At 60.1% G+C, this 26,693-nt stretch carries 26 protein-coding genes; 13 read left to right on the plus strand and 13 right to left on the minus strand.

What is annotated here, in order from left to right:
* Nucleotides 1–68: 68 nt before the first annotated feature.
* Both LGH74_RS05230 and LGH74_RS05235 read right to left on the minus strand, forming a co-directional pair.
* Nucleotides 69–1,301, minus strand: coding sequence for a M16 family metallopeptidase (locus LGH74_RS05230; protein WP_226173020.1), 1,233 nt, complete (start codon nt 1,299–1,301; stop codon nt 69–71).
* Between the two features lie 339 nt (nt 1,302–1,640).
* Complete coding sequence (locus tag LGH74_RS05235; protein ID WP_226173023.1) at nt 1,641–2,663, minus strand: glycosyltransferase family 9 protein; 1,023 nt, start codon at nt 2,661–2,663, stop codon at nt 1,641–1,643.
* A 265-nt stretch (nt 2,664–2,928) separates the two neighbouring features.
* Between LGH74_RS05235 and LGH74_RS05240 the strand changes: the two genes are divergently transcribed.
* Together LGH74_RS05240 and LGH74_RS25010 are read left to right on the plus strand one after the other, a co-directional pair.
* Nucleotides 2,929–4,227 carry an aminopeptidase P N-terminal domain-containing protein gene (locus tag LGH74_RS05240; RefSeq protein ID WP_226173025.1) on the plus strand — a complete coding sequence of 433 codons (1,299 nt, stop codon included), beginning with the start codon at nt 2,929–2,931 and terminating at the stop codon, nt 4,225–4,227.
* Between the two features lie 296 nt (nt 4,228–4,523).
* Entirely contained in the window at nt 4,524–5,978 is a 1,455-nt protein-coding gene (locus tag LGH74_RS25010) for an OmpA family protein (RefSeq protein ID WP_284439287.1), read from the plus strand.
* Between the two features lie 86 nt (nt 5,979–6,064).
* Here the strand turns inward: LGH74_RS25010 and LGH74_RS05260 are convergent, their stop codons facing one another.
* The 6 genes from LGH74_RS05260 to LGH74_RS05285 all read right to left on the minus strand — a co-directional run bounded on the left by LGH74_RS05260 (nt 6,065) and on the right by LGH74_RS05285 (nt 11,377).
* Complete coding sequence (locus LGH74_RS05260; protein WP_226173027.1) at nt 6,065–7,321, minus strand: alpha/beta hydrolase-fold protein; 1,257 nt, start codon at nt 7,319–7,321, stop codon at nt 6,065–6,067.
* Between the two features lie 168 nt (nt 7,322–7,489).
* Nucleotides 7,490–8,050 carry a DUF4252 domain-containing protein gene (locus tag LGH74_RS05265; protein ID WP_226173029.1) on the minus strand — a complete coding sequence of 187 codons (561 nt, stop codon included), beginning with the start codon at nt 8,048–8,050 and terminating at the stop codon, nt 7,490–7,492.
* Nucleotides 8,051–8,119: 69 nt separating this feature from the next.
* Complete coding sequence (locus LGH74_RS05270; protein WP_226173031.1) at nt 8,120–9,661, minus strand: hypothetical protein; 1,542 nt, start codon at nt 9,659–9,661, stop codon at nt 8,120–8,122.
* Nucleotides 9,662–9,871: 210 nt separating this feature from the next.
* Nucleotides 9,872–10,279, minus strand: coding sequence for an EVE domain-containing protein (locus LGH74_RS05275; protein ID WP_226173033.1), 408 nt, complete (start codon nt 10,277–10,279; stop codon nt 9,872–9,874).
* A 201-nt stretch (nt 10,280–10,480) separates the two neighbouring features.
* Nucleotides 10,481–10,900: a hypothetical protein gene (locus LGH74_RS05280; RefSeq protein WP_226173036.1), complete on the minus strand. Its 420-nt coding sequence runs from the start codon at nt 10,898–10,900 to the stop codon at nt 10,481–10,483.
* Nucleotides 10,901–10,981: 81 nt separating this feature from the next.
* Nucleotides 10,982–11,377, minus strand: coding sequence for a hypothetical protein (locus LGH74_RS05285; RefSeq protein WP_226173076.1), 396 nt, complete (start codon nt 11,375–11,377; stop codon nt 10,982–10,984).
* Nucleotides 11,378–11,584: 207 nt separating this feature from the next.
* On the opposite strand from LGH74_RS05285, the gene LGH74_RS05290 reads away from it, so the two are divergent.
* From LGH74_RS05290 to LGH74_RS05310, 5 genes are all read left to right on the plus strand, one after another.
* Nucleotides 11,585–13,327 (plus strand): DNA polymerase/3'-5' exonuclease PolX, encoded by a 1,743-nt coding sequence (locus LGH74_RS05290; protein ID WP_226173078.1) that lies wholly within the window; start codon nt 11,585–11,587, stop codon nt 13,325–13,327.
* Nucleotides 13,327–14,340, plus strand: coding sequence for a glycosyltransferase family 9 protein (locus LGH74_RS05295; protein ID WP_226173080.1), 1,014 nt, complete (start codon nt 13,327–13,329; stop codon nt 14,338–14,340). The genes LGH74_RS05290 and LGH74_RS05295 overlap by 1 nt, the downstream gene beginning before the upstream one ends.
* A 97-nt stretch (nt 14,341–14,437) precedes the next feature.
* Nucleotides 14,438–14,893, plus strand: coding sequence for an OsmC family protein (locus LGH74_RS05300; protein WP_226173083.1), 456 nt, complete (start codon nt 14,438–14,440; stop codon nt 14,891–14,893).
* Between the two features lie 11 nt (nt 14,894–14,904).
* A complete protein-coding gene (locus LGH74_RS05305; RefSeq protein ID WP_226173086.1) occupies nt 14,905–15,168 on the plus strand; it encodes a UBP-type zinc finger domain-containing protein in 264 nt (87 codons plus the stop codon).
* A gap of 29 nt (nt 15,169–15,197) precedes the next feature.
* On the plus strand, nt 15,198–15,620 hold the full coding sequence (locus tag LGH74_RS05310) for a hypothetical protein (protein ID WP_226173088.1): 423 nt from the start codon (nt 15,198–15,200) through the stop codon (nt 15,618–15,620).
* Nucleotides 15,621–15,678: 58 nt separating this feature from the next.
* On the opposite strand, the gene serS is transcribed toward LGH74_RS05310, so the two are convergent.
* Entirely contained in the window at nt 15,679–16,953 is a 1,275-nt protein-coding gene (serS, locus tag LGH74_RS05315) for a serine--tRNA ligase (RefSeq protein WP_226173091.1), read from the minus strand.
* A 467-nt stretch (nt 16,954–17,420) separates the two neighbouring features.
* Here serS and rho point away from each other — a divergent pair, with 467 nt between their 5' ends.
* On the plus strand, nt 17,421–19,613 hold the full coding sequence (gene rho, locus LGH74_RS05320) for a transcription termination factor Rho (RefSeq protein ID WP_226173093.1): 2,193 nt from the start codon (nt 17,421–17,423) through the stop codon (nt 19,611–19,613).
* Nucleotides 19,614–20,001: 388 nt separating this feature from the next.
* Nucleotides 20,002–20,676, plus strand: coding sequence for a DsbA family protein (locus LGH74_RS05325; RefSeq protein ID WP_226173095.1), 675 nt, complete (start codon nt 20,002–20,004; stop codon nt 20,674–20,676).
* Nucleotides 20,677–20,805: 129 nt separating this feature from the next.
* Here the strand turns inward: LGH74_RS05325 and LGH74_RS05330 are convergent, their stop codons facing one another.
* From LGH74_RS05330 to LGH74_RS05345, 4 genes are all read right to left on the minus strand, one after another.
* A complete protein-coding gene (locus LGH74_RS05330; protein ID WP_226173097.1) occupies nt 20,806–21,438 on the minus strand; it encodes a hypothetical protein in 633 nt (210 codons plus the stop codon).
* 64 nt (nt 21,439–21,502) lie between these two features.
* On the minus strand, nt 21,503–22,381 hold the full coding sequence (locus LGH74_RS05335; protein ID WP_226173099.1) for a UbiA family prenyltransferase: 879 nt from the start codon (nt 22,379–22,381) through the stop codon (nt 21,503–21,505).
* A 38-nt stretch (nt 22,382–22,419) separates the two neighbouring features.
* A complete protein-coding gene (locus LGH74_RS05340; protein WP_226173102.1) occupies nt 22,420–23,208 on the minus strand; it encodes a class I SAM-dependent methyltransferase in 789 nt (262 codons plus the stop codon).
* Nucleotides 23,209–23,218: 10 nt separating this feature from the next.
* Nucleotides 23,219–23,707 (minus strand): hypothetical protein, encoded by a 489-nt coding sequence (locus LGH74_RS05345; protein WP_226173104.1) that lies wholly within the window; start codon nt 23,705–23,707, stop codon nt 23,219–23,221.
* 91 nt (nt 23,708–23,798) lie between these two features.
* On the opposite strand from LGH74_RS05345, the gene LGH74_RS05350 reads away from it, so the two are divergent.
* From LGH74_RS05350 to LGH74_RS05365, 4 genes are read left to right on the plus strand one after another with little or no spacing between them, the layout of a single operon-like run.
* Nucleotides 23,799–24,452 (plus strand): hypothetical protein, encoded by a 654-nt coding sequence (locus tag LGH74_RS05350; RefSeq protein ID WP_226173107.1) that lies wholly within the window; start codon nt 23,799–23,801, stop codon nt 24,450–24,452.
* Complete coding sequence (locus LGH74_RS05355) at nt 24,449–24,742, plus strand: winged helix-turn-helix domain-containing protein (RefSeq protein WP_226173110.1); 294 nt, start codon at nt 24,449–24,451, stop codon at nt 24,740–24,742. Before LGH74_RS05350 ends, LGH74_RS05355 begins: the two co-directional genes overlap by 4 nt.
* 56 nt (nt 24,743–24,798) lie before the next feature.
* On the plus strand, nt 24,799–26,454 hold the full coding sequence (locus LGH74_RS05360) for a DUF4153 domain-containing protein (RefSeq protein WP_226173112.1): 1,656 nt from the start codon (nt 24,799–24,801) through the stop codon (nt 26,452–26,454).
* The gene (locus LGH74_RS05365) at nt 26,435–26,671 is read left to right on the plus strand and encodes a hypothetical protein (RefSeq protein WP_226173114.1); all 237 of its coding nucleotides are present in this window, start codon (nt 26,435–26,437) and stop codon (nt 26,669–26,671) included. The genes LGH74_RS05360 and LGH74_RS05365 overlap by 20 nt, the downstream gene beginning before the upstream one ends.
* Nucleotides 26,672–26,693 lie beyond the last annotated feature (22 nt).

A 26,693-nucleotide genomic window follows, 5' to 3' on the forward strand; every position in this document is an offset into this window, starting at 1 on the left:
TGTTCAAGCTGCGCAGTTCACACTGTCAGAACTTAAAATTCACTACTTCACTATCTCACCATTTTCACTTATTCCGGCAGGTACTGCAGTACGCTCAGGTTGTCTTCGCGCAGCACGTCGTTGGCCAGGTCGCGCAGCTCTTCGGCCGTAATCTGGCGGATCTGGGCAAAAACCTCGTTGATGGATTCTACCCGGCCCAGGTCCAAGGTGCTTTTGCCCAGCAACTGCATCATGCCGCTGTTGCTTTCCTCCGACATGGCCAGCTGGCCCATCAGCTGCTCTTTCACGACGTGCAACTGGGTGGTCGTCAGGGTTTTCTCACGCAGTAGCTTCAGCTCCTTATTAACCAGTGAGATGGTGCGGGCCACCTGCTTTTTCTCGGTGCCGAAGTAAATGCCGAACAACCCCGTGTCGGTGTAGGGGCTGTAGGTCGAGTCGATGGTGTACACCAGGCCGTATTTTTCACGCACGGCCAGGTTCAGACGCGAGTTCATGCCGGGGCCGCCGAGCAGGTTGTTCAGCATAAAAAACGGAATGCGCCGCGCGTCGCCGATGGCGTAGGCGGGGCCGCCGATGATGCAGTGAGCCTGATTGATGGGCTTGCGCTCCAGCTGCTCCACGCGCTGAAAGGCCGTGAAAGGGGTGCGGGGCCGTGGGCCCAGCCGGGCCGGCAGCGGGGCCAGGTACTTATCGGCCAGGCGCTTTACTTCCTTGAACGGCAGGTTGCTCACCGAGCTGAACGCCAGCCGGTCGGTGCGCACGTTGTCGGCCAGAAACTGCCGGAAGTCCTCCTGCTGAAAGCCCGATACACTCTCGCGGGTGCCCAGAATGTTGTGGCCCAGGGAATGGTTGGGGAAGATGACGCCGTCGAAATCGTCCACGATGGCGTCTTCGGGCGCATCCTGGTACATGCTCATTTCCTCCAGAATCACGCCGCGCTCCTTCTCGATTTCCTTTTCCGGGAATACCGAGTGAAACGTCAGATCAGTGAGCAGCTCAAAGGCCCGCTCGAAGTGGGTGCTGAGCAACGAGGCGTAAAAGCAGATTTTCTCCTTGGTGGTATAAGCATTCAGCTCGCCGCCCACGGTTTCGAGGCGGTTCAGAATATGAAAGCTCTTGCGCTTTTCGGTGCCTTTGAACGCCATATGCTCCCAGAAGTGGGCCAGGCCCAGCTGGTGCAGCTTTTCGTCGCGGGAGCCAATATCCAGTAGGAAACCGCAGTGGGCTATTTTGGTGTGCAGTACTTGTTTATGCAGAACCCGAATGCCGTTGGGCAGCTCGTAGAGGTCGTAATCGGACATTAGTTGGGGTCTTGGAGACGATAACGCGTAAGAACGCCGATTTCAGCGTGCCTTAAAAGATACTAACCAGCTACTCCACCCGCTGGTTTCATCCAGCGGCAAAGGTAGGCAGGGTAATGTGCTCAGGTGCTAATGTGTTGAAATGTGCTGAATGCGGGAAATGTGTCATTGCGAGGAGCGCGAAGCAATCCGTCCTCTGCGCAGTACGACACGACCTTTTACCACAAAGTCCTTGTCCGTTGTAACGATTAAGGCTTGTCACTAAAGGACGCTGAGTACATTTCAGAGGATGGATTGCTTCGCGCTGCTCGCAATGACACATTTCCCGCATTCAGCACATTAAACCATTTCCGCTTCGGCCAGGGCGCTGAGCAACTGACTGGTTTCGATGCCGTGGGCGCAGTGGAAGTGGTTCAGGGGGCATTTGCGGTAGCCGTGCAGGCCGCAGGGCCGACAGGCCAGCTCCTCGGGCAGCTCCACCACTCTCGAAAACGGACTCAGCGGCCCAAACCCGAAAAACGGTACCGTAGAGCAATACACCGCACAAGTGGGGGCGCCCTGCGACGAGCACAGGTGCATCGGGGCCGAGTCGTTGACGTAGTTCAGCACCGCGCCCCGCATCAGCGCGGCCGAGGCCAGGAGCGAGAGTTTGCCCGCCAGATTCACCACACCGGGTCGGCCGCTGGCTTGGAGCAGCGTTTCGCACTCGGCCACGTCGGGCGGGCCGCCCAGTAGGTAAATGGTGTATTTCGGGGGTAAAGCCCGCAACAGCTTTAGCCACTGTTCCCGCGGAAACTGCTTGGTAAACCACACCGACGTGGGCGCGATGCACAGGTAGGGGCCCACGGCCGCATACTGGGCCGCCGCCGCCTCATCAGCGGCAGAGGGGTAGAGGCGGGGCGGCGTAAGTGGCCCATCGTAGGCCGGGTCGAGCAGGTGCAGGTTGCGCGACACCTCGTGCACGCCCGGCCCGATAACGTGGGGAATGGCCCGGGTGAAGCGAAACGAAAACGGATTTTTATCGAAGCCCACCCGCTCTGGCGCGCCCGAAAAAGCCGTCAGGAAGCCTGTGGAGGCAAAGCGCTGCAGCGTTACCACGCGGCGGTAGTCGGCCTGGCGGATGCGCTGCAGCAGCTGCCACAGGCCCCGGTACTTGTCCTGCTTCTTGTCCCAGATCAGCACCTGCCGCACGTGCGGATGGTTTTGGATCAAACCCTCGTTGCCCTTGCGCACCAGAAAATCGACGGGCGTATCGGGCTCGGTTTGGTGCAGGTGTTCCAGCAAGGCCGTAGCCAGAATGACGTCGCCGATAAAGGCGGTTTGAATCAGCAGAACGGCGCGGCGGGCAACAGGATTGGGCATAGGCGGTTAGCAGTTTGCAAAGATACCGCGCCCCGGCTCAGGTTCAAGCCTGCAATAGAACGTCATGTCGAGCATTCTGCGCTTTAAGCAGAGAGCAGACATTTCGCGTGCAATGGTAACTGATTAGCCTAGCAACGTCAGCACGCGAGATTCCTCGACTTCGTTCGGAATGACGTTCCTTCGGCTCCCACAGATTCCGAAACTGCTTTAACTTGCAGCCTGCCCGCTGCCGGCGGGTCTTTCCTCGCCCAACAACCTTTCTCCTATGCGTTACGGTCCCATCGATCCGCAGCTGTTTATTCAGAATCGGCGCAATTTCGTCCAGCAGCTGCCCCCGGCTTCGCTGGCCATCTTCCACTCCAACGACACCATGCCCACCAACGCGGACGGCCACATGGCCTTCCGTCAGAACAACGATTTGTTCTACCTCTCGGGCGTCGACCAAGAGGAAAGCATCCTCGTCATTTGTCCCGATGCTAAGCTACCTCAGTACCGCGAAATCCTGTTCCTGAAGGAAACCAGTGACCATATTCTGGTTTGGGAAGGCTACAAGCTCACTAAAGACCAGGCCCGCGCCCAGTCGGGCGTGCCCACCATTATGTGGCTCGAGTCGTTCGAGTCGGTGCTGCCCGCGCTGATGAACGAGGCCGAAAACGTGTACCTCAACTCCAACGAGCATATCCGGGCCGTGGTGGAGGTTGAAACCCGCGACGCCCGCATGGGCAAAAAGCTGCGTGAAGACTACCCGCTGCACCAGTACCGCCGCGTGGCCCCCATTATGCACCAGCTGCGCGCCATTAAGAGCGAGGAGGAAATCCGGCTGATGCGCGAGGCGGCTAATATCACCGAAAAAGCCTTCCGTCGCCTGCTGGGCTTTATCCGGCCCGGCGTGTGGGAGTACGAGATTGAGGCTGAAATCCTGCACGAGTTCGTGCGCAACCGCAGCCGCGGCCCGGCCTACGGCAGCATCATTGCCTCGGGTGCCAATGCCTGCATTCTGCACTACGTCTCGAACGACCTAGAATGCAAAGACGGCGACGTGCTGCTGATGGACTTCGGCGCCGAATTCGCTAACTACGCCGCCGACCTGTCGCGCTCGGTGCCCGTGAACGGCACGTTCACCAAGCGCCAGCGCGACGTGTACGAGGCCGTGCTGCGCGTCATGAAGCACGCCACTTCCCGCCTCGTAGCCGGCAACAACATTGAGGACTACCACGCCGAAGTGGGCCGCACGATGGAGCAGGAACTCATCAAGCTCGATTTGCTCAATGCCAGCGACGTGAAGAACCAAGACCCCGCCGCGCCGCTCTACAAAAAATACTTCATGCACGGCACCTCGCACTACCTGGGCCTCGACGTGCACGATGTGGGCTTCAAGTATCGCACCTTCGAGCCGGGTATGGTCTATACCTGCGAGCCGGGCATCTATATTCGGGAGGAAGGCCTCGGCATCCGCCTCGAAAACGACATTCTCATCACCAAAACCGGCAACGACGACCTGATGAAGAACATTCCGCTGGAAGCCGCCGACATCGAGCGGCTGATGCGCGAAAACCGGAAGTAGAAAGCGGGGCGTTCCTGCCCTCATACAAGAAGAGCCGCTCAGCTACTGGGCGGCTCTTTTTCGTGGCTAGTCACCCCGGTAAAGTATTATTTGCTGAGTTTTTTACAAAAAAATATCCGGGCGCGACTTCCTGAAAAGCAGGCAGAAAGCCAGGCTGGATTCTATTGTAGAGCCGCAATGGTTACCTCGGCAGCAACCTTCTGCCTTATATAAGGTATAGGCTGGTAGCTATGTTTGGGCATAGCCGTCTTCGGTATGTCCATATTCGGGCTGATTTTCCATCCAAATTCGTTCGTATGAAACGTTCTCTAACCTCCTTTCTAGCCCTGGGACTGACGCTGCTGGCGGCAGCCCCGCGCGGGCACGCGCAAACGGCCGACCGCAAAACGGCCGTGAGCCTGTACGGTAGCATGTACCAGTACAAAGGCAGCCTCGGCTCCGACTTCTTCAAGGGTGGCAACAACCACTTCGGCCCCGGCATCAGCATCAACCGCTACCTTACCCCCGGCCTCGATTTGGGCCTGCAGGGAGCGTATGTGGAGCTGAAGGACAGCCAAAGCCCAGCAACGTTTTTCAACACCAACGTGGTGAACGTGAACCTGGCTCTGAAGCTGAAGCTTAACAACGGCTGGGCGTTGAAGGAAGACGCTGTGGTGCAACCCTACCTGCTGCTGGCGCCCGGTATTGCCTATACCAGCCGCGAAGGACTGGTGCGCGGTGCGCGAATTGACGAGGACAAGACGTATTTCGACGCCTTTGGCGCGGCCGGCATCAACTTCCGCATCAGCGACGCGGTGGGCCTGTTCGTGCAAACCGGGCAGCACATTCCGCTGAACGCTAATATCGACGGCGAGCCAAACCGCGACGACGACAAGATTGACGACCGTTACCTGCAGCACACCGTGGGCCTCACCATTGCTTTTGGTAAAGCCAAGGACGCCGACGGCGACGGTGTGCCCGACCGCAAAGACAAATGCCCCGACACGCCCACCGGCGTAGCCGTGGATGAGAACGGCTGCCCCCTCGACGGTGACGGCGACGGTGTGCCGGATTACCAGGACAAATGCCCCACCGAAAAAGGCCTAGCGAACCTCGAAGGCTGCCCCGACCGTGACAACGACGGGGTGCGTGACTCGGAAGATGCCTGCCCCGACGTAGCTGGTAAGCCCGCTCTGCGCGGCTGCCCCGATGCCGACAACGACGGCGTGCGCGACCAGGACGACAAGTGCCCCGACACGCCCGCTGGCACCCAGGTAGACGCCAACGGCTGCCCGCTGGTGCTCGACCAGGACAACGACGGTATCCTCGACAACGTGGACAAGTGCCCCGATACCCCGGCCCGTACCCGCGTTGATGCCAACGGTTGCCCGCTCGTGGTTGACCCCGCTATCCGCCGGCTGGAAGTGCCCGTGCGCTTCAAAACCAACAGCACCGTGCTGGAACGTAGTTCGTACCCAACTCTGAACAAGATTGCCCAGGCCCTGAAAGACCACCCCGAGTACAGCCTGCGCATCATCGGCCACGCCGATAGCCGTGGCACCGACGAGTACAACCAGGGCCTCTCGGAGCGCCGCGCCGAATCGGTGAAGCGCTACTTCACCGGCAAGCAGGTAGATGGCACCCGCGTCATCACCGAAGGCCGCGGCGAAGGTGAGCCCGCCGCGCCCAACACGTCGGCCGCCGGCATGTCGAAAAACCGCCGCGTCGAGTTCAAGTTCGAATTCGTCGTTACGCCTGCTCCCTCGATGTAAGTCGGGCCTGTAAGGCTACATGAAAAGCGCCTTCCCAAACTGGGAAGGCGCTTTTTTTATGACTGACAGAAACTGGACAAGCGACGCTACGGCTTACCGGTCTGCTGTTGCAGCTCCTGTATTTTCTGGCGGGCTTCGGGTAAATCCTGAATACGTAGGGCTGCTTGGTAGTACTGCAGAGCCTTGCGCTTGTCGTTGCGGGCTTCATAATAAGCAGCCAGACCGGTATGCGCATTAAAGCTCTGCGGATAGGTGTTTAGGTTGAATTGGAAAAACTGGAGGGCTTTGGCCCACAATTGCTGCTGCATACAGGCCCAGGCGTACATATTCAACTCTTCTTCGGGTGGCGGCACCACGTAGCCGTATTGACGTGAGCGGGAAGCATATTGCTGTTGAATGGCTGCCAGTGTGAAGGCCGGATCGGCTACGCTGGCGGGCAGGGCCAGGGGCGGGTGGCGGAAAAACGCGTGCAGGGCATCGGAATAGGCCGGTACGGCCACCGAGGCGTGGTTTTCGGCCGAATAGTATTTCCAACTCCAGCGCAGTGTAGCGGGTTGCTGGCGGCGCAGGGCATCGACCAGGGCCAGATTAGCGCGGGTGTGAATGGTGCTGCCGGTTGTGTCGTGCCGCACTTGGGTGGTATCGAGGCTGGCGGCGGTATGGGCTACGGCCAGAAATAGCTTTTGACTGTGAAACTCACGTTGCTGAATCCGGTCCAGCATTTTATTCAGTACGAGACGGTTGTCCCACCACAGGCTGGGCTCGATGGCCAGGTAGGCGTTAAACAACTCGGGCTTGGTGGCCAGTGTGTTCAGCACCGTGAGGCCACCCAGGGAGTGGCCGGCAAACAGGCGGTAGGGTACGGTGGGATATTTCGAGTCAATGTAGGGCAGGAGCTCCATTTCCAGAAAAGCCATGAAGTTGCCACCGCCTCCCGAAGAACTCAGGGTGCGGTCTTCTGCCCCGTCCCAGCGCTTAGTCGAATGCGTGGGCGTCAGGTCACGGGTGCGCGTGCGGTAGGTGTTCGGAATGCCCACCACAATCATTTCCGGACAAATACCTAGGCTGTTGACGGTGCTGAGCTGCTGCGTAAGGGCCGTCAGAAATGGGAAGTTCCAATCACCATCGAGTACATACAGTACCGGGTAGCGCTTGGGGGCATAGCCAATTTCGGGCGAAGCTGGCGGCACATAAATCCACACGCCGCGCTTTTCCTGTAGTGTTTTCGAGTTCAGGCTGTCGATGTGTCCGATTATAATCGGGTTGGTCGGCTGGGCTGCCGCCGTGTGTATAAGCAGGTGCGTGAGTAGCAGCCAGAAGGCGCTTTGTAGTATCTTACTCATGCTGATTGTGGGTAAAAATGGATAGGATTCGTTCGGAATCAGCTGGCATAGCATGCCGGCGAAAGGGAGAAATAACGTTTTAGGATGTTGCGGCTAAACAGCTCTAATATCAATAAAAAAGGCCGCTCCACAGCTGGAACGGCCTTTCTACTTATTAAAATGGTGCGTCTACCGGGCCAGCTCGCCCGATACGCTGGGCAGAAACTTCACGAGCTTATCGACCTGGCTTTTTGTGAAGTCGCCGGAAATGGCCACGAGCATAAACGACTCGGGGGCGCCCTGCACGTTGCCGGTGGCTACTACTTCCTTCACCCGGTCGCCGTTCTGGCGGGCCGAGTAGCGCATCACGGTGGTGCCGGTTTCGGCGGCTACGGGCAGCGGCGAGTACCGCTCATTGGCTAGCAGGCCGTCTACTTCCTTGGTGAGGCCTTCGGCTACCAGCTCCCGGGCGCTGCCCGAAGTAGGAGAGAAGGTAAGCACCTTCACGCTGCGCACGGCGGAAATGGCCTGGGTCAGCTCATTGTCGCCGCCGAGGTTGCCCAGCTTCATCAGCAGCAGGCGGGTGGTAAGGCCCGCCGACCAGTCGGTGGCTTTGAAGCCGGAGCGGTTTTCGTATTTGCTGAAGAATTCGGCCACCGTGCGGGCGGGCGTGCCGGGGCCGGCGGTGCGGCAACTGCTAACGGCCAGCAAGGCCAGGAGCACCCAGAAAGTCAGGATTCGGTTTTTCATAGCGTAAAAAAAAGAGCAAAAAAGAACAAACTGCTCTTCCCATACGCAGGCCCGGCGTGGCTGTTCGGTTCAGTTGAAGTCCACGGTGTTGATAAAGAACACGTCCCGGCCGCTCCAGTTGGGAGCCCGCACGTGCTGGTAGCCAAAAGCCAGAAAGCGGCTGCCGTACCAGGCCTGCATGCCGGTTTGGGTGGCACTCGTCGATTTTTCCTTGCTGTCGGGCGTCAGTGCGGTTTGAATAGGTAGGTGTAGGTCGTTGGAAGAGGGCGTGGTGCGGTCAATGACTTTGTAGCGGATGCGGTTTTCATCAAGGTAGGCCAGGGCAAACCGCCGACCGTCGGGCATAGGCCGCACGCGCACGGTTTCTTCCAGGCCGTAACTTTCCACGTCTTTCAGTACGAAAGTATTGTCCCAGAGTAGGTTGCCGCGCCGGTCGAAGCCGCAGATGATGGCGTGGGTGGTGCGGTAGCCGTCGAAGCTGCGGGGGCCGTTCATCAAGCGGGATGGGCCCATAAAGCCAAAGCTGTAGTTATTGTAGCGGTAGTGCGGAAAGTAGATTTCGGCCACCAGCACGTAGCCTTCCGGACTGGGCAGCAAATCGTGCATCAGCAGCCGGTAGTGCAGCCGGAATTCCCGGTCGGCGGCCAGGCGGCGTGCCCCACGCTGGCGCAGCCGGGCTTCCCGGTTGGGGCTCATAAAGTCGAAAAAGTGCTTCAGGTTTAGAAAATCGTAGAAGCGCAACGAGGGCCGGCTACCGGTGGGTGTGGGCCCCTGGGTGAGGTCGGTGGCGAAGAGGCCCTGGGAGTAGCGCGTGTCGCGCAGGGTGTAGGTGCCGGCCATGAGCCGGTCGGTAGAGTCGCCGGTACTGATCTGGGCTGTGAGCAGGCTCCGGTTACTTTCGGCCTGCACAAACTCGCTGTGCAGCAGCTTGCCCTGGGGCGAAATCTGCTTGACCTGCAGGCGCGACTTCACCCCGTTGGTCTGCGTCACGACCATCTTGATCTGGTTGGCGGCCGAGTCGGCCAGGAACGTGAGCTGACTGTCGAGGGGCTCATACACGGCAGGCAAAAACTGAAATTCCCCGGACCGCAAGCTCAGCAGCAGCACGGTCAGGTGCTGCTCAATCTGAACGGTGACGAACAGGTTGCCTTCCAGGGCCTTCATCCCATAGATTTCGTGGGTGAGCTTGGTATCGTAGGTGGTAGTGCGGATTTCGCCGGTCCGGCTGTTCAGGGCCGCTACCCACAGCTTATTGCTCAGAAAATCATCCTTGAACAGGGCATACACCATCGAGCCTTCGCCGCACAGCCGGCTGAAATAGTAGCGTTCCGGCACAGGCAAAGGCTTCACCCAACTGGTTTGCAGCTCCCGGTTCAGCTTCTGGAACGAATAAGTGCTGGGCCCCGAAAATTTCGGCTCGCGCTCTACCAGCAGCACCACTGTGCTGTCTTCGGGAATAGCCAGCACCTGCACGTCGCTGGAGTAGGCCTGTAGTTCCAGCTCCAGACGGTTGGTTTGCCGGGGCGCATCCGGGGGCAGCGTCTGGGCCCGGCTCATGAGCGGCAAGGTGCCCATCAGCAGTAAAAAGAGGCCGAGTAGGGTTTGTTTCATAGTAGCTGGGAAGTGCGCCGCCGCGTGACGACAGCCGAAAGGGAAGATACGACGAAGCCAACAGATAGTCACGCAGTGTAGTAGTACAGATGCAGGACCGGACTTTTTTCCATATAACACCCGGCAACTATTCTTCCGTTCGGGCACATAAAAAAAGCCTGGCCTTCCCGAAGGTGCCAGGCTTAGCTACGCACAAAGTGCGCGTAAAAGCTAGCTGCCCAGCTCCAGCAGCACGTCAAACTCCTCCACCCGCAGCGGCATCACGCTCAGGCGCGACTGGCGCAGCAGACCAATCTGGGTGAGGCGACTGTCTTGCTTGATTTGCTCGAGCCGCACGGGACGCGTCAGGGGCTGCTGGGGGCGTAGCTCCACGGCTACCCAGCCGCTGCCCGCTTCGGCCGTGGCATCGGGGGCCGCCAGCTGGCTTACCTCGGCAATGCCCACCACGGTTTTGTCGGTTACGCTGTGGTAGAACAGTACTAAGTCACCGGGCTGCATCTGCTGCAGGTAGTTGCGGGCCTGAAAGTTGCGCACGCCGGTCCAGTCGGTGCGGCCGTCACGGGTGAAGTCGTGCCAGGAGTAGGCGCTGGGTTCAGATTTTACGAGCCAGTAATTCATACAATAGGAAACAGAGGCAAAGGGAAAAGTCCGGCAAAAGAAGACGGAAAAAGCTTCTGCTCGGCTGTTTTCGTCCTTTTTTATTGGCTGCCAATATGCCCCGCACAACCCTGGGAAGGAAACACCAACCGGGTTTTGCGCACAGAAAAGGCCAGCTCCGTTGTGGGAGCTGGCCTCATAATCAAACGGTTAGTGTGATGCTTAATCAATACGGCGCACTTTCAGCACATCATTCTGCAGTGAGATAAGCTGTAGCCCGTAGCTGGTGCTTTTTCCGCTGGGCGTAATGCGGTAGAGGCGGCCATCTTCCGTAATCCAGAGGCCAGGGTAAATGGCAATGCCGTCGGTAGGCGAGGGGCCTCGCCCGGTAAATACGCCATTGGAATCGAAGCGGAAGCCATTGCGGGGCCAGGAGGCAGGAAAGGCATAGGTGTCGGGCCGAAACACCTTAATGTCACTGCCCGCTTCCTCATCCTCCCACGATTCCAGCCAGTCGCGCCCCTGAATCTGGGCGCTGAACGTGGCCTGGGTCACGGCCGGATTGTTGGCATCAGTATCGGAATCCTTGGAACAGCTGCCCAGCAGCAGCATTGCGCATAAAGCAAGAAGGGAAAGGCGCATCAGAGCAGAATAAAGTAGGCGGAATATATAGCCTAGAAGAGGTTTAGTAGGAAAAGGTTGCATGCCCCGGCCCACAAATTCTTATTCCACGCGCCGCACCTTCAGCACGCCTTTTTCCAACGACACGATTTCGAGCTTGTAATCAGGCTCTTTCTTATCGTCGAGGCTAATGCGGATCAGGCTGTTGCTTTCGGCTTTCCACTGGCCCTTGCGGCCTTCGAGGCCGTCGGTGGGGGCAATGTCGAGCTGGGTGAACAGGCCGTTGTGGTCGAACTGAAAGCCCGTGCGGCCCCGGGAAGGCGGAAACGCGTAGGTATTGGGGCGGTACACGCGCACGTCGCCCTGGTCTTCCTCGTGGGCGTGCAGCCAGGTGCCTTCCAGCTGCTTTAGCTCGGGCGAGGAGGCGTGCGAATCGGTGTTGCAGGTGCTGGCCAGCAAGAACATACTCAGGGAAGCCAGCAAAACGAATAAGCGCATACGAGCAGGGGAAAGAAGGAAAATGGGAGAAAACATGGCCTGAGCCCCGCACGGGGCCGTAGGAGCGAATGTACGACTTTGGCCCTTACCTTTGGCGGGCCGCTGCTTATTGGGTTGGTTGTTAGTTGGCAGTTGTTGGTTGTCAGTTTCGATAGCTATGCAAGACAGCTAACAACTAACAACTGCCAACCAACAACTACCAACTCCGTGGACAACCGCGCCCTTATCCGTGCCTTTCGCCTTGCTGCCTCACTCATGGAGCTGCACGACGAAAACCCGTTCAAAATCAGAGCCTACGAAGGCACCGCCGCTACCCTGGAGCGACTGGAGTTGCCCGTGGCCGACATGGACCGCACCGGCCTGCCCGACCGCACCGGCCTGAGCAAAACCGCCGCCGCCAAAGTGGCCGAAATGCTCGATACGGGCACATTTGAGGAATTACGCAAGCTGCTGGAAATTACCCCGCCCGGCGTGGTCGAAATGCTGGGCATTAAGGGTATCGGGCCCAAGAAAATCCGGGCGCTGTGGCGCGACTCAGGCATCGAAAGCATCGAGCAGTTGCGCACAGCCGCCGAAAACGACGAGGTCAGCAAGCTTAAAGGATTCGGCAAGAAAACCCAGGACATGATTCTGGCGGCGCTGGAGTTTAACCAGGAAAGCCGGGGCAAAGTGCTGTATCCGCAAGGGGAGGAGCTGGCCGAAGACCTGGCCCGCCGTCTGCGCGAAACCCTGCGCACCGAGCAGGTAGCCGTGGCCGGGGAAGTGCGCCGCCGCCTCGAAATTGTGGAAACCGTGACGCTGGTGGCCGCTACCGCCCAACCCTGGCAGGCCCACGAGCTGCTCAACACGCTCGACGGCCTCACGCCCGACCCCCAACGCTCGGGCCCGTTTGCTTGGCGCGGCACGGCCACGGCGTCGGGCGTGAAGGTGGAAGTGTACCTGACCAGCAAGGAAAGCTTCGTGAATCAGCTGTTTCTGCTCTCGGCCACCGAAACCCACCTTTCTGAGCCGCTGACCACCGGCCGGGCCGCCACGCTGCGGCAGCTGGTAAAGCAGGAAACGTTTTATCAGGAAACGGCCATCTACGAAAAAGCCGGCCTGCAGTACGTGGAGCCCGAACTGCGCGAAGGTCTCGGCGAAATTGCTCTGGCCGAAGCCAAAAAGCTGCCCGAGCTGCTCGATGAAAAAGACCTGCGCGGCTCGTTGCACAACCACAGCACCTACTCCGACGGCAACCACACGCTGCGCCAGATGGCCGAGTTTCTGCGCGACAAGGGCTACGAGTACCTCGGCATCTGCGACCATTCGCAGGCCGCGCACTACGCCAACGGCCTCAGCCCCGAGCGGGTGCGGCAGCAGCAGCGCGAAATCGACCAGCTCAACCAGGAGCTGGCCCCGTTCCGCATCTTCAAGGGCATCGAAAGCGACATTCTCGGCGACGGAAATCTGGACTACTCGAACAGCGTGCTCGAAACCTTCGACTTCATCGTGGCCTCGGTGCACAGCAACCTGCGCATGGACGAGCGCAAAGCCACCGAGCGGCTTCTGCGAGCTATTGCCAACCCCTACACCACTATGCTGGGCCACCCCACGGGCCGCCTGCTGCTGCGCCGCGAGGGCTACCCCATCGACCACAAAGCCATTATCGACGCCTGCGCCCAGCACAAGGTCATTATCGAAATCAACTCCAACCCCTGGCGGCTCGACCTCGACTGGCGCTGGGTGCGCTACGCCCTCGACCAGGGCGTACAGCTCAGCATCAACCCCGATGCCCACCACACCGACGGCTACGCCGACATGCGCTACGGCGTGATGATGGGCCGCAAGGGTGGCCTGACCAAGGATATGACCTTTAATGCCCTGAGCGCCGAGGAAATGGCCGCCTACTTTGCCGCCCGCAAAGCCGACATCAAGCCGCCGCTGGAGTACCAAGACTCGCTATTCGGGTAATGAAGATTCTGGTTCTGCGCTTTTCCTCCATCGGCGACATCGTGCTGACTACGCCCGTGGTGCGCGCCCTCAAGCAGCAGGTGCCCGGCGCCGTGGTGCATTTCTGTACCAAGCCCGCCTACCGCAGCCTCATCGAGCCCAACCCCTACGTGGACAAGGCGCACTACCTCACCGGCTCGCTCACGGAGCTGGTAGCGGAGTTGAAGCAGGAGCAGTTCGATTTCGTGGTGGATCTGCACAACAACCTGCGTACCAGTCTGCTGAAGCTGCGCCTGGGCGTGAAGTCGGCCAGCTTCGACAAGCTGAACTGGCAGAAATGGCTGCTGGTCAATCTGAAGGTCGACCGGTTGCCGCGCGTGCACATCGTGCAGCGCTACCTGGCCGCGGCTGCCGCGCTGGGCGTAACCGACGACGGCCGAGGCCTCGACTATTTTATTCCGCCCGCCGCCGAAGTCGACCTCCGTACGCTGCCCGCCGCGTTTCAGGCGGGCTATGTGGCCTTTGCCATCGGGGCCCAGCACGCCACCAAGCGCCTGCCCACCGAGCGGATTATCGAGCTGTGCCAGCAGCTGCGCCGCCCCATTCTCCTGCTCGGCGGCCCCGAAGATCAAGCTACCGGCGACGAAATCGTGGCGGCGCTGGGCAAAATTCAGGGAGAACATTCACAACCTCACAACCTCACAACTTCACCGACATACAACGCCTGCGGGCAGTATTCACTAAACCAGTCGGCCTCTTTGGTGCGGCAGGCGCAGTTCGTCGTTAGCCACGATACGGGCCTGATGCACATTGCCGCCGCCTTTGGCAAGGAGATTTTCAGCGTGTGGGGTAATACGGTGCCCGAATTTGGCATGTACCCCTACCGCACCGAGTTCCGGGTGCTGGAAGTGCAGAGCCTGCCGTGCCGGCCGTGCTCCAAAATCGGCTACGCCAAATGCCCCCAGGGCCACTTCCGCTGCATGCGCGACATCGTGTTTGACCTCGACCTGCCGCCGGCCCGCGACGGTCGGTAGAAAACTGCCAGCCCGGCACCAGCTGGGTGAAACAAGCGGAATTTGCTACCTTCCAGGGCAGTAGAAATTGCTGCCGTGCCACTCTAACTCCCGTTTCATGCTATCCGATAACCACGTACTCGTGCGGGTTGGCCCCGAGGCTCTGCAGGCCGACGTGCTGGCCGGCCGCCACACTTTCATCGTCGACGAGCCGCTCGAAGTGGGAGGGCAGGACCGGGGCCCCACGCCCTACGATATGCTGTTGAGCGCGCTGGGTGCCTGTACCGCCATTACGCTACGCCTCTACGCCACCCAGAAAAAATGGCCATTGCAAGGCATTGAGGTGCGTCTGAGCCACCAGCGCGTGCACGAGCACGATTGTGAAAAGTGCGAGCAGCCCGGCCAGATGCTGGAGGAAGTAACCAAAGAGCTGCGCCTACTGGGCCCGCTTAGCGAGGAGCAGCGCCAGCGCCTGGAGGTCATTTCGCAGAAATGCCCGGTCCAGAAAACCCTGCTCAGCGGCCTGCGCATCGTTACGCGGCTGGTGCCCGAAAGTGAATTCCTGACTTCCTAACAGTAGCTGCCATGGCACTTTGTGAACACCTGCAGGTCATCGAAACCCTGCTTTCGGCCCCCGACCATACATGCCCCGAGTGCGTAGCTATGGGCGATACCTGGGTGCACCTGCGCGTGTGCCAGAGTTGCGGCCATGTTGGCTGCTGCGACTCTTCGCAGAACAAGCATGCCACCAAGCATTTCCAGGCTACCCAGCACCCGGTAGTTACATCGGCCGAGCCCGGTGAGCAGTGGGCCTGGTGCTACCTCGACAGCCAGATAGCTGAGTATTAACTGAATTCTTATCTGCGTATCTGCCGCCTATGTATCAACAGCTCTACTCAACCGATGCCCTCGATATTACTTATCGTCCCGATACCTGCCTGCTGATTGCCCGCTGGATGCGGCCCATAACGATGGTCGAAATGCACACCACCTACGAAGCCGTGCTGGCTGCCGCGGGCCGGGCGGGCTGCCGCTACTGGCTGCTCGATATCCGCCGGCGCAACAACAGCGACGAGGAAACAGCCCGCTGGGTCACCGATGAATTTATGCCTCAGGCGGCCACTCAGTTGCACGGTACCGTGTACGTATCGGTGCTACTCTCTCCATCCTACCTCTACGAAGTCGGCACCCGCCCGGTGCTGGCCGCCTTGCCCGTCGATACCCACCGCCCCTACCGGATTCAATACTTTACCGACGAGCGGGAAGCCAACGACTGGCTGGCGGCTAAAGTGGGTCAATAATTCGCACAAAAAAGCCTCTGAATGCTCTTCAGAGGCTTTTTTGTGCGAATTATTATTTCTATCCAATCTTGCTGAACCCGCAGTATGAGTGCAGCACTTCGGGCAGTTGGATGCCATCTTCCGTCTGGTTGTTTTCCAGCAGCGCGGCCACGATGCGGGGCAGGGCCAGGGCCGAGCCGTTGAGCGTGTGCAGCAGCTGGGTTTTGCCGTTTTCGCCGCGGTAGCGCAGTTTCAGACGGTTGGCTTGGTAGGTTTCGAAGTTCGAGGCCGAGCTTACTTCCAGCCAGCGGCCCTGCGCGGCGCTCCACACTTCCAGGTCAAACGTGAGGGCCGAGGTGAAGCCCATATCGCCGCCGCAGAGGCGCAGAATGCGGTAGGGCAGCTCCAACTTCTGCAGCAGTCCTTCGATGTGCGCCACCATGCCATCCAGGGCCGCGTAGCTGTTCTCGGGCTGGGTTATCTGCACGATTTCCACCTTGTCGAACTGGTGCAGGCGGTTGAGGCCGCGCACATCGGCGCCCCACGAGCCGGCCTCGCGCCGGAAGCAGGGCGTGTAACCCGTATTGCGGATCGGCAGCTGGTCGGCGGCCACGATTTCGTCGCGGTAGAGGTTAGTAATCGGCACCTCCGACGTCGGAATCAGGTACAGGTTGTCCTGCTTGTCGTGGTACATCTGGCCTTCCTTGTCGGGCAGCTGGCCCGTGCCATAGCCACTGGCCTCGTTCACCAGAATCGGGGGCTGCACCTCATCGTAACCTGCGTCGCGGGCCTGATCCAGGAAAAAGTTGATCAGAGCGCGCTGTAGCCGGGCACCCTGCTTCTTGTACACCGGAAAGCCCGCGCCGGTAATCTTGTTGCCCAGCTCGAAGTCGATGATGTCGTACTTCTTGATCAGGTCCCAGTGGGGGAGGGCATTGGCAGGCAGCTCGGGCTTGGTGCCGCCTTCGCGCACTACTTCGTTATCAGCCGCCACGCGGCCTTCGGGCACGCTGCTGTGAGGCAGGTTGGGCAGCTTATATAGGGTTTGCTGCAAGGCCTCTTCCACCTGGGCCAGCTCATCGGCGTGGGCTTTGGTTTGCTGCTTGAGCTCCGAGGTGCGGGCTTTGAGCGTTTCGGCCCCGGCTTTATCGCCGCTTTTCATCAAGCCCCCAATTTGGCGGGCCAGCTCGTTGGCTTCGGCCTGGGCCGAGTCGTGGGCCGTTTGCAGATCCTTGCGCCGCTGGTCGAGCGTGAGAATAGCGGATACGTCGGCCTCCGCCGTTTTATAGTGTTTCTTGGCCAGGCCCGCCAGGACCAGCTCGGTATTATCTCGCAGAACGGAAACTTGCAGCATAAGGCAGAAAACGCGGTTTTGAACGAGGGCAAAAGTAGTTTTTTTTGGACAGGCTTTCGGATAAAAACATGATTGGCCCCGGCAAGCTGCCAGTTTAGCAAAGCGCCTGCCCGGCGGTAAGAGGTTTGCTGTTAGAATATTAGTCAGGTAATATGCTTTCGGAAGCCGGTTTTAGGGAGTAGGGCAAAGCATCGGCGCACCAATCCATCAAAAAAAATGTATCTCATTTGGCGGTTCGGGCGTATTACGCTAACATTGCGTAAGCAAGCCGGCCGCTGATGCCGGGCCCGCAGTTAGTTTTGTTGCGCACGGCCCGATTTATCCCCAGCGCCTCCCCCTCCTAATTACCCCCGTTTCATTCCGTAGTACTGTGCTTCGCGCCGCTTTGCGGCTGCTTTTGTCGCCCGGATTGGCCTGTGTTGCTCTGTGTCGGTTGCTCCGCCCGTTTTTTCTCCCAGTTTTAGTGTATGTACAATATTGAAGAATTGAAGGACCGTCTGCTTTCCGAGCTAAAGGAAATAGCGGAAAAGTTGAATGTCGGTAACTTCAAGAAACTCAGCAAGCAGGATCTGATTTACAAGATTCTGGATCAGCAGGCCATCACGCCAGCCGACAAGCTCCCCAAAAAAGTGAAAACGGACGACGCCAAACCCGTGGCGGCCGCGCCCCTGGCTTTTTCCGACGTAGCCGTGGCCGCAGCAGTAGCACCCGAGTTGCCCGCTCCAGTGGCCGTGGTTCCGGCCGCGCCCCGCGCCAATTCGCGGGCCCCGCGCACCACGCCGCCCCGCCGCGACAATGGCGTGGCCCGCGCCACCGCCGCTGCGGCCGCCGTGCCCGCTGCCACCGCCATTGCGCCAGCCGTTGAAGCTCCAGTAGCGGAAGCCATTGTAGCCGAGGCTGAGCAGCCAGCTGCCGAAACAGCCGCCCGGCCCATCAAACCGTATCAGCGCCCCGAGCGTCGTACCCGCTCCGAAGGTCGGGGCCGCGCCGAAGCTGCTCCGGAAGCCGTTGTCACCCCCGAAGCCGATGGTCAGGATGTTGCTCCAGAAGTACCAGCTCCAGTTGTGGCTGAAGTAGCTGAGCCAACTGTAGCGCCGGAAACGACTGCTGCGCCAACACCTGCACCAGCTCCTATTATCTTCCGGGAGCCCCGCCCCGAGCAGGCCAACGGCCAACCCCGTGAGCCGCGCGACGGTCGGGAATTCCGCGAAAATCGGGAACCCCGTGAGCAGCGCGAGAACCGGGAGCCGCGGGAGCAGCGCGCCGATGCCCCGCGGGAACCCCGGGAATTCCGCAACGACGTGCCCCGGGACGGCCGCGACCAGCGCGAGCCCCGCGCTCTGCGCGACACGCCCCGCGAGGGCCGCGAGCCGCGCCCCGAGCGGGAGGGCCGCGAACAGGGCCGCCGTGAAGACCGTTTCGCCGCCCGTGACCAGCAGCGTCAGCTGCGGCAGGGTGGGGAGCCGCGCCAGTCCGGCGAAGCCCGCACTCAAGGGGAGCCGCGCCAGGGCGACCAGGCCCAGCAGCGCCCCCGCAACGATTTTGACATTGTACTGCCCAGTGAAGGCACGCTGGAAATGATGCCCGACGGCGGCTACGGCTTCCTTCGCTCGCCATTCTACAACTACCTTGCCTCGCCCGACGATATTTACGTGGCCCCGCAGCAGGTAAAGCAGTTTGCCCTGAAAGCCGGCGACACGGTAAAGTGCACAATCCGGCCGCCGCGCGAAGGCGAGAAATACTTCGCCCTGGTTGGTGTGGAAGGCATCAACGGCCGCAGTATTGAGGAAGCCCGGGACCGTATCCCATTCAGCAACCTCACGCCCCTGTTTGCCGAGGAGCGCCTGAAGCTCTCCACCAAATCGAGCCAGCTGAGCACCCGCATTCTGGACTTGTTTGCGCCCATCGGTAAGGGCCAGCGCGGCCTGATCGTGGCCCAGCCCAAAACCGGTAAAACGGTGCTGCTGCAGGAAATTGCCAACTCGATTTCTGAAAATCACCCCGAAGTGTACCTCATCATTCTCTTGATTGATGAGCGCCCCGAGGAAGTGACGGACATGGCCCGCTCGGTGAAAGCCGAAGTACTCAGCTCCACCTTCGACGAAACGGCCGACCGCCACGTAAAAATTGCCAGCATTGCCCTCGACAAAGCCAAGCGCCTCGTGGAGTGCGGCCACGACGTGGTGATTCTGCTCGACTCGATTACGCGCCTGGCCCGGGCTTACAACACGGTGCAGCCCGCTTCCGGCAAGATTCTGTCGGGTGGTGTGGATGCTAACGCGCTGCACAAGCCCAAGCGCTTCTTCGGTGCGGCCCGCAACGTGGAAAACGGCGGCTCGCTGACTATCATTGCCACGGCCCTCATCGAAACCGGCTCCAAAATGGACGAGGTAATCTTCGAGGAATTCAAAGGCACCGGCAACATGGAACTGCAACTGGACCGCAAGCTGGCCAACAAACGTATCTTCCCCGCCATCGACGTGCCGGCTTCCGGTACCCGCCGTGAAGACCTGCTCATGAGCCGCGACGAGCTGAACCGCATCTGGGTGCTGCGCAAATTCATGGCTGACATGACCGCCTCGGAGGCCATGGAGTTCCTGAAGGACCGCATGAAAGGCACCAAGGATAACGAAGAGTTCCTGATGTCGATGAACGGCTAAGCCGATCTGGTTTGTATTGCAAAAATGCCCGTGAAACGACGTTTCACGGGCATTTTTCGTTTTTTGCAGGATTGGATGTTACCTGTGGTTTCGAGCTTTTTCCGCGTCTGTCATCCTGAGCAGAGCGAAGGACCTTGCTTACCTGAGTGATAAGATTTATTCAACGCAAAAAGCCTTTCACCGCGCTGGTGGTAAAGGGCTTTTTGCGTTGGCAGGAACTGCGGTGGGATAGGTGAGGAAGGTCCTTCGCAATGGCTCAGGATGACAGTGTGAACAATGTCAGCACGCAAGATGTCTGCCGTTGGTCGACATGATCTTCTTCCTTACGTCTTCCTTCCAAGCCAAACTTTTAGGTTCTTTGCCGGTCTTACCGCTTTGCTGAAATCCGATGGAACAAGAACCCGACCTGCCCGAGCTACTGTATATTTTCGACCCGCTGTGCGGCTGGTGCTACGGCATGAGTCCGGTGGTGGAGCGGGTGCAAAACGAGTTTGCCGGCCGTATGACGGTATCGGTACTAAGCGGCGGCATGGTGACGGGCCAGCAGGTGGGCCCGATTCGCGACGACTGGGAATACATCAGCGGGGCAATGGGCCAGATTGAGAAGGTGGCCGACGTAGAGTTTGGCGCGGCTTTCCGGGAGTTGGGCCGGGAGGGTAGCTATATCCAGGACTCGGAGCCGCCGTGCCAGGCCCTCACCGTTTTCCGGCAGATTGACCCCTACAATCAGACCGCCAGCTTTGCTCACGCCCTGCAGCAGGCCTATTTTCTGAAAGGCCAGAATCTGAACGACCCGGAAACCTACGAGGTGCTGGCGGCCGACTTCGGCCTGAACGTGGCCGAGTTCAAGCGGCGGCTGGCCCTGCCCGAAACGGCCCAGGCCACGCGCCACGAGTTTGCGGCCGTGGCCAAAATCGGCGTGCAGGGCTTCCCCACTACCATTCTGCGGGTTGGCAACCAGGGCTACCTCATTGCACGGGGTTTTATGCCGTATGATGCCTTTGCCGAAAGCCTGGAAAAAGCCCTGCAGCAGGCGTCGGAAGAAGGCAACGAAGCGGGGTAGAGACGCCTATTTGCGTCTCGTCGTTGCTAATGGTCTAACTTAGCTGAAAAGCTGAGCCAGAAATGTGGAACGTCCTGTCGACCAGCGGGAGACAGAACGTTCCACATTTCCACATCGTTCTGCCAAATCTTAGCCGCCGAAGCCGGGCAGACGCTCTACCTGTTTTTTGAGCGGCGACCAGACGATGCGCCGCCGGTCTTCCTTGCCCACCAGATAGTGGAAGCTGACCGCGTCGGGGCGCTTGCGCAGGTCGTCCCAGGTGGCGCGGTCCAGGTCGCCGGGGGCGTAGGTTTCCTTGGGGCTAATGGCGGGTTTGTGGAAGTTGGCCTCGGCAAAGAACGTATCGAGGCGGCGGCGCACGAAGGCTTCGCGCTCAGCCGGGGTGGCAGTGGCCGTTTTCATTTCGTACACCATTGAGGCTTCCAGATCGGCTGGGCTCAGCATTTCGCGGAAAATAACCTGGCCGGCGGCATCGGTAATGGTGAACGAAACCTCGCCCGTCAGCACCGACGGCCCGCGCAGCACGAGCGCAAACTGGTCGGGGGCGACGGGCGCCGAAAACGTGTGCCTTTGCCGTACCACCTTCAGCGTGTCCGACTGGGCCGTAACGGTGCGGGCTCGCGCGGTGTCCATCGGCTCGGGCACGGTGGTACTGGCCGAATCGGCGGTGGTTGCGGTAGTAGTGGTAGTATTCTGCGACGAATCGGTGGAAGAACAGGCGCTGAGTAAAGCCAGGGAAGCAAAAAGAGCAGAAGCACGCATGGCAGTCGGGAGGTAGATGAGCGTTGCTACTACGTGGTGTGCCGCCTTACCGTTAAGCCTGGGCCTACAGATGCGCTAACACCAGCATGGCTACAAAGGCCGCGCTCAGACACAGCGACGAAACCTGGTTCATGCGCATGGTGTGCTCGAAGTCGGCGGCCTGAGCATCGTGCCATACAGCCCACGCCCAGCGCGCAAACAGGTAAACCACGGGGCCGGTAGCCACCAGAAAAATTAGCAAGTTCCGGGTTTCGTGACGCAGCCAGTAGGTGCAAGCCAGCAGCGCCGCCCCAAGTAGCAACCCGATGGCCGCAAATACGAACGTGCCCCGCAGGCCCAGCCAAAGGCTTAGCGTCTGGTCGCCGCGCTGCCGGTCTTCTTGGTGCTGGTACACCTGCGTGAGCGGGTAGGACCCGCACAGAAACAGCGTGCTGACCAATGCCAACAGCAGGTTGTCGGGGGCCAGAAGGGTGGTTGAATCGGTGCCGGTGCCTACCTGCGTCATCAGAAAGGTGAAAGCGCCCTGGAAAACGACGACGACGAACGTGCTCAGAAACGGGTACTTCTTGAGCCGGATGCCCTCGTAGCTGTAAGCCTTCGATACGAGCAGATACACGGCCACCAGCAGCGCAAACAGCGGCGACAAGAGCGCCGCGCCCAGTACGGCCAGCCCGTCGAAGAGCCACACCAGATGAATTAGCTCCTCCGACACCTTCGGCGGCGCTTTCAGGCCCCCAATGCTGCCCTCGTCCCGGTCGTAGTAGGAGTTGTAGCCGTTGGAAGCCGGGTAAGCCAGCAGGTGCAGCACCACGAACACGCCCACGGCCCGTCCCACGTCGATGGGCCCACGCAAGGCGCTGAGCCCAAACCAGTACACGGGCATCAGGTACACGGAAAACGGAATGCGCAGCAACGGCAGCGCCCGGCGGTAAGCAAGCAGCATAAAGCAAATGTAGACTTTCGCCTGAAACCCCGATCAGCCTACTTCGGCACTCCCACCAGATACGTCACCTCCGGGCCCCATTTGTGTCGTACTTTGCCTGCCTGCCAGCGGAAGCGCTGCTCCGGGTCGGCGCGACGGGCCAGGGCCAGCAGCTGGGCTGGCGGGTACATCCGCAGAATCGACACGGTGCCGTCCCAGATGGTAAAGAGCGGAATGAGCGGCACTACATAGGTGAAAAACAGTCGGCTCAGCGCAAAAGGGCGAATGAAAGGCGTAATCAGCAGTTGGGCTACGGGCAGCACCGTCCAGGCCAGCCCGATTTCCAGCCAGTGCTTGCCTGCGCCCTCAAATACGCCAATGCCCGCGCCCTGCTGTACGGCATCGGCCAACAGAGCCTCGGCGGCAGCGGGTGGGAAGTGGTGAAACGCCGAAAAGACCGTGCGGAAACCGGTGAGACGGGGTGGCACGGCCAGGGCATCTACGGCCGCCGTTTCGTAGCCGATTACGCCGGCGGTGCGCTCCTGCAGCAGCTGCCAAGCGGCGGGCTGGGGGTAAAGATCGGTGAGCGTGACGCGCAGCTGCTCCAGTTCCGGGTGGCGGCGCAAAGCCAGGGCCACGCCTTCGGTGCCGCCGCCGGCGCCGGCGCACAGCTCCACTACCTGCTGCTGGCCGGTGGCGTGCAGGGCCTCGCGCAGCAGCGGTACAATGGGCTGGTAGGTACGCAGCGTGCTGATCATAAAGCGCAGGTAGTCCATCATGCCCGCCCGAATTGCTTTTGGGAACCAGGGCAGGTCTTCAAACTCGAACAGCTGGAGCCGTAGGCGCATGGGGGAATGGTTAAGCCGGTGGGAGGGAGGAGCGCAGGTACTTACGGTTGGCCCACAGAATAGCTACGTATGCAACCAGAATCCAGGCCCGGCAAGTAGCTGCCGCCGAGGAAAAGCTCAGGTCGATAATTTCTGACCAGTAGAGTACGGGTAGCCATACGCCGGCGGTTATGCCCGCAAGCAGCAGCGCCCAGCGCTGCCCGGCCGGCCAGTGGTAGCCGTAGCCGCGTAACAGTCCCAGCGTAAGCAGCAGTATGAAGAAGGTGGGCCAGGAAAAATAAAAGACTATGTAAGCCTGAAAGAGCATTTCCCCGAGGAATTCTCTGATTGGCTCGGCCACAGCTGCCTGGGGAACGACAGGATAGTCGAACCCAATTCCCAGCGCGACGCTGAGCAGCGCGCCGATAACAAGAATGCCTGCGTATTGACCTAGTGTGGCCAGTCCGAGGCGGGCCAGTAGCAACCAGCGGCTGGCAGTAGAAAGGGCTGACTGATCCATAAACGCAAGCAAGGTTGAAAAATGTTAATCGACACGGGCTTGCATTGTTGCTTCGTCTTGTTAGCTTTGCAACACAAAGTGCTCTGAAAATATGAAGCCAGCTACCGATCCACTTGCTCAGCTCACCGAGATTCGCGCCATTATGGAGCGTTCTTCCCGATTTTTGTCGCTCAGTGGCCTGTCGGGGGTAGGGGCGGGCGTGGTGGCGCTGGCCGGCGCGGGCGTAGGCCACTGGTATTTGCAGCAGCACTACGGCGAGCAGGGCTTTCTGCGCCTCGTGGAAGGCTCCACGGCCGAGCGGCAGGCTGCTTACCCGTTTCTGCTGGGCCTGGCCGTCAGCATGATTGCGCTGGCCTTGGTGGTGGCTTTCTACTTCACCCACCGCCGGGCGGCCCAGGAAGGCCGCACGCTCTGGGATGCGCCGGCACGGCGGCTGCTGCTGAGTCTGGCCTTGCCGCTGATTGCCGGCGGCTTGTTCTGCGTTGGGTTGTATCTTCGCGGCGCGGCGTCGTTCGTGGTGCCGGGCCTGCTGCTGTTTTACGGCCTGGCCCTGCTCAACGCCAGCAAATATACCCTCGATGAAATCCGGCTGCTGGGCCTCACCCAGATGGTACTCGGGCTGGTGGCCTTGCTGCTGCCCGGCTGGGGCCTGATTTTCTTCGCTCTGGGGTTTGGGCTGGGCCACATTGGCTACGGCTTACTTATGTACAACCGCTACGAACGCGCGCCCCGGCCCACGCTGTGAAACACCTCATCCATACGCTCAATAAGGCTTTCGACAACCGCGTGCGGTTGGGCGTCATGGCGGTGCTCATGGCCAACGAATCCGTGAGCTTCAACGAGCTGAAAGACGCCCTCGACCTGACCGACGGCAACCTGGCCAGCCACGTGTCGGCACTGGAAAAGGTGGGCTACGTGCTGGTCAGCAAACAGTTCGTAGGCAAGAAGCCTAATACTACCTACCAAGCGTCGAAAGAAGGCAAATCCGCCTTCCAGGACCATCTGACGGCTTTGGAAAAACTGCTGCGGGGGTGACGCGCCTATTTTTTTGCCCTGCCACTTTGAAACACAAAGTTCTTTTAAAATAAAACATGAATACTCTAACTACTTCCGCTGCTAGTTGGCCGGCCGCCAGTTCGGACGCCCTGCCTACTCCTTTTCCGCTCACTTCTTTGCAGAAACTCCTGCTGCCGGTGGGCGCCATTCTCTTCGACGTGCTGTTTTGGCAGGAGCGGGCCGCCGTGAACATGCTGCTCTACACGGCTTTCGTGGTAGGAGCAGTATTGGCTAGCCTGCCGCGCCATGCGGCCGTGTGGCGCTCGGGCTACTTCTGGCTCACGCTGCTGGGCACGGTGCTGAGCGCCGTGATGGTGGCCGTGTACGGCTCTGGAGCGGCGCTGCTGAGTTGCGTAGCTTCGTTGGCAACGTGGCTGGGCTACGTGAATCAGGCCCACTTGAAGCTGGTGGGCTACGCGCTGCTGACCGGCATTAGCAGCCTGGTACCGGCCGTGCAACGGCTGACGCAACTGCTGCGGCTGCCCCAGAACCTGGGTGGGCGTATGAGCCGCACCTGGTACTATGGCCGGCTGCTGGGCGTGCCGCTGCTGGCGCTGCTGGTATTTCACGTGCTATTCGTTATTGCCAACCCGCGCTACGAGGCCCTGACCGACCGGGCGCTGGAGGCACTAGCCAACGTGTTGGACCTGCTTTTTGCCTGGCTGTCGGTGCCGCGCCTGCTGTTTTTCGGTCTGGGGCTGCTGCTCACGGCCGGGGTCATCTTCATTATTCCGGTGCATTACTTCGCCGACCACGAGTCGCGCTTCGGGGAGTTTGTGCACCGCAGCCGCGACGGGGTGGCGTCTTTCGCCGTGCGCCGGCCCGATTTCCGCGCGAAGTCATTCAAAAGCCTCGATTTGCGCAAGGAATACCTGATGGCGCTCAGCCTCATTGGACTGGTAAACGTGCTACTGCTGGTCGTAAATGCCATTGACGTGCGCTGGATCTGGTTTGGCTTCGTGCCGGCCAAGGGCTTCGACCTCACGCAGTTTGTGCACGAGGGCACCTACGTGTTGATTCTGAGTATTCTGGTGGCTATGGGCATCGTACTGTGGTTTTTCCGCCGCAACCTGAACTTCTACCAGCCCGGCTTGCGGGTGCTGCGCTGGGGTGCTACGGTGTGGGTGCTGCAAAACGCGGTGCTGGCCATATCGGTGGGGCTGCGCAACTACTACTACATTCAGTACACGGGCTTGGCCTACAAGCGCATCGGGGTGTATGGCTTCCTGCTGCTGACCTTTTTCGGGCTGGCTACGGTGCTGCTGAAAGTGTGGCAGCGCCGCTCGGCCTACGCCCTGTTCCGCCTCAACGGCCTGGCCGCCTACGCGGTATTGCTGCTGCTGGCCTGCGGCAACTGGGAAATCTGGATTGCGCGCTACAACCTGCAGCCCCGCTTCCGGGAGGTGGATTACGGTTTCCTGCTGGCTATGCCCGACCGGGTGCTGCCCGAGTTGGCCGCCCACGAAGCCGAGCTGGCCGGCCGCAACTTGCTGCAGGACAACGGGTCCGGTACCTGGATGCCCTTGTCCGAGCAATCAGCCCGGGAGCAGCTGTACGCCCGCATCCGCAACTTCCGGGCCCTGGAGACCCAGCGCCGCTGGCCCAGCTACACCTGGGCCGATTACCAGGCTGGGCGCTATTTCGAGTCTTACCCTCTTACCACTGCCTCACATGCTACAGTTCGCTATTAGTCTCGGGATGGTGCTGCTCTGCGCGGGCGGCGTGGTGGTGCTAGCCCTGGTGCTAGCCTGGCAGGAGCGGGCCGCCGCCCCCGATGTGCGCCGCCGCCGGCTCTTGTGGCTGGTGCTGCCCGTAGCCAGCGCCGTGCTGGCCCTGCTACTCGGGGCCGTGTTCCTGCTCATGGCCATCTGGTCGCCGCAGAGCGCCGATATTCTGGCGAGTCTGTAATCTGACTTTCTTCCGCTATTCG

This window comes from Hymenobacter lucidus (assembly GCF_020447265.1).
Lineage (GTDB): Bacteria > Bacteroidota > Bacteroidia > Cytophagales > Hymenobacteraceae > Hymenobacter > Hymenobacter lucidus.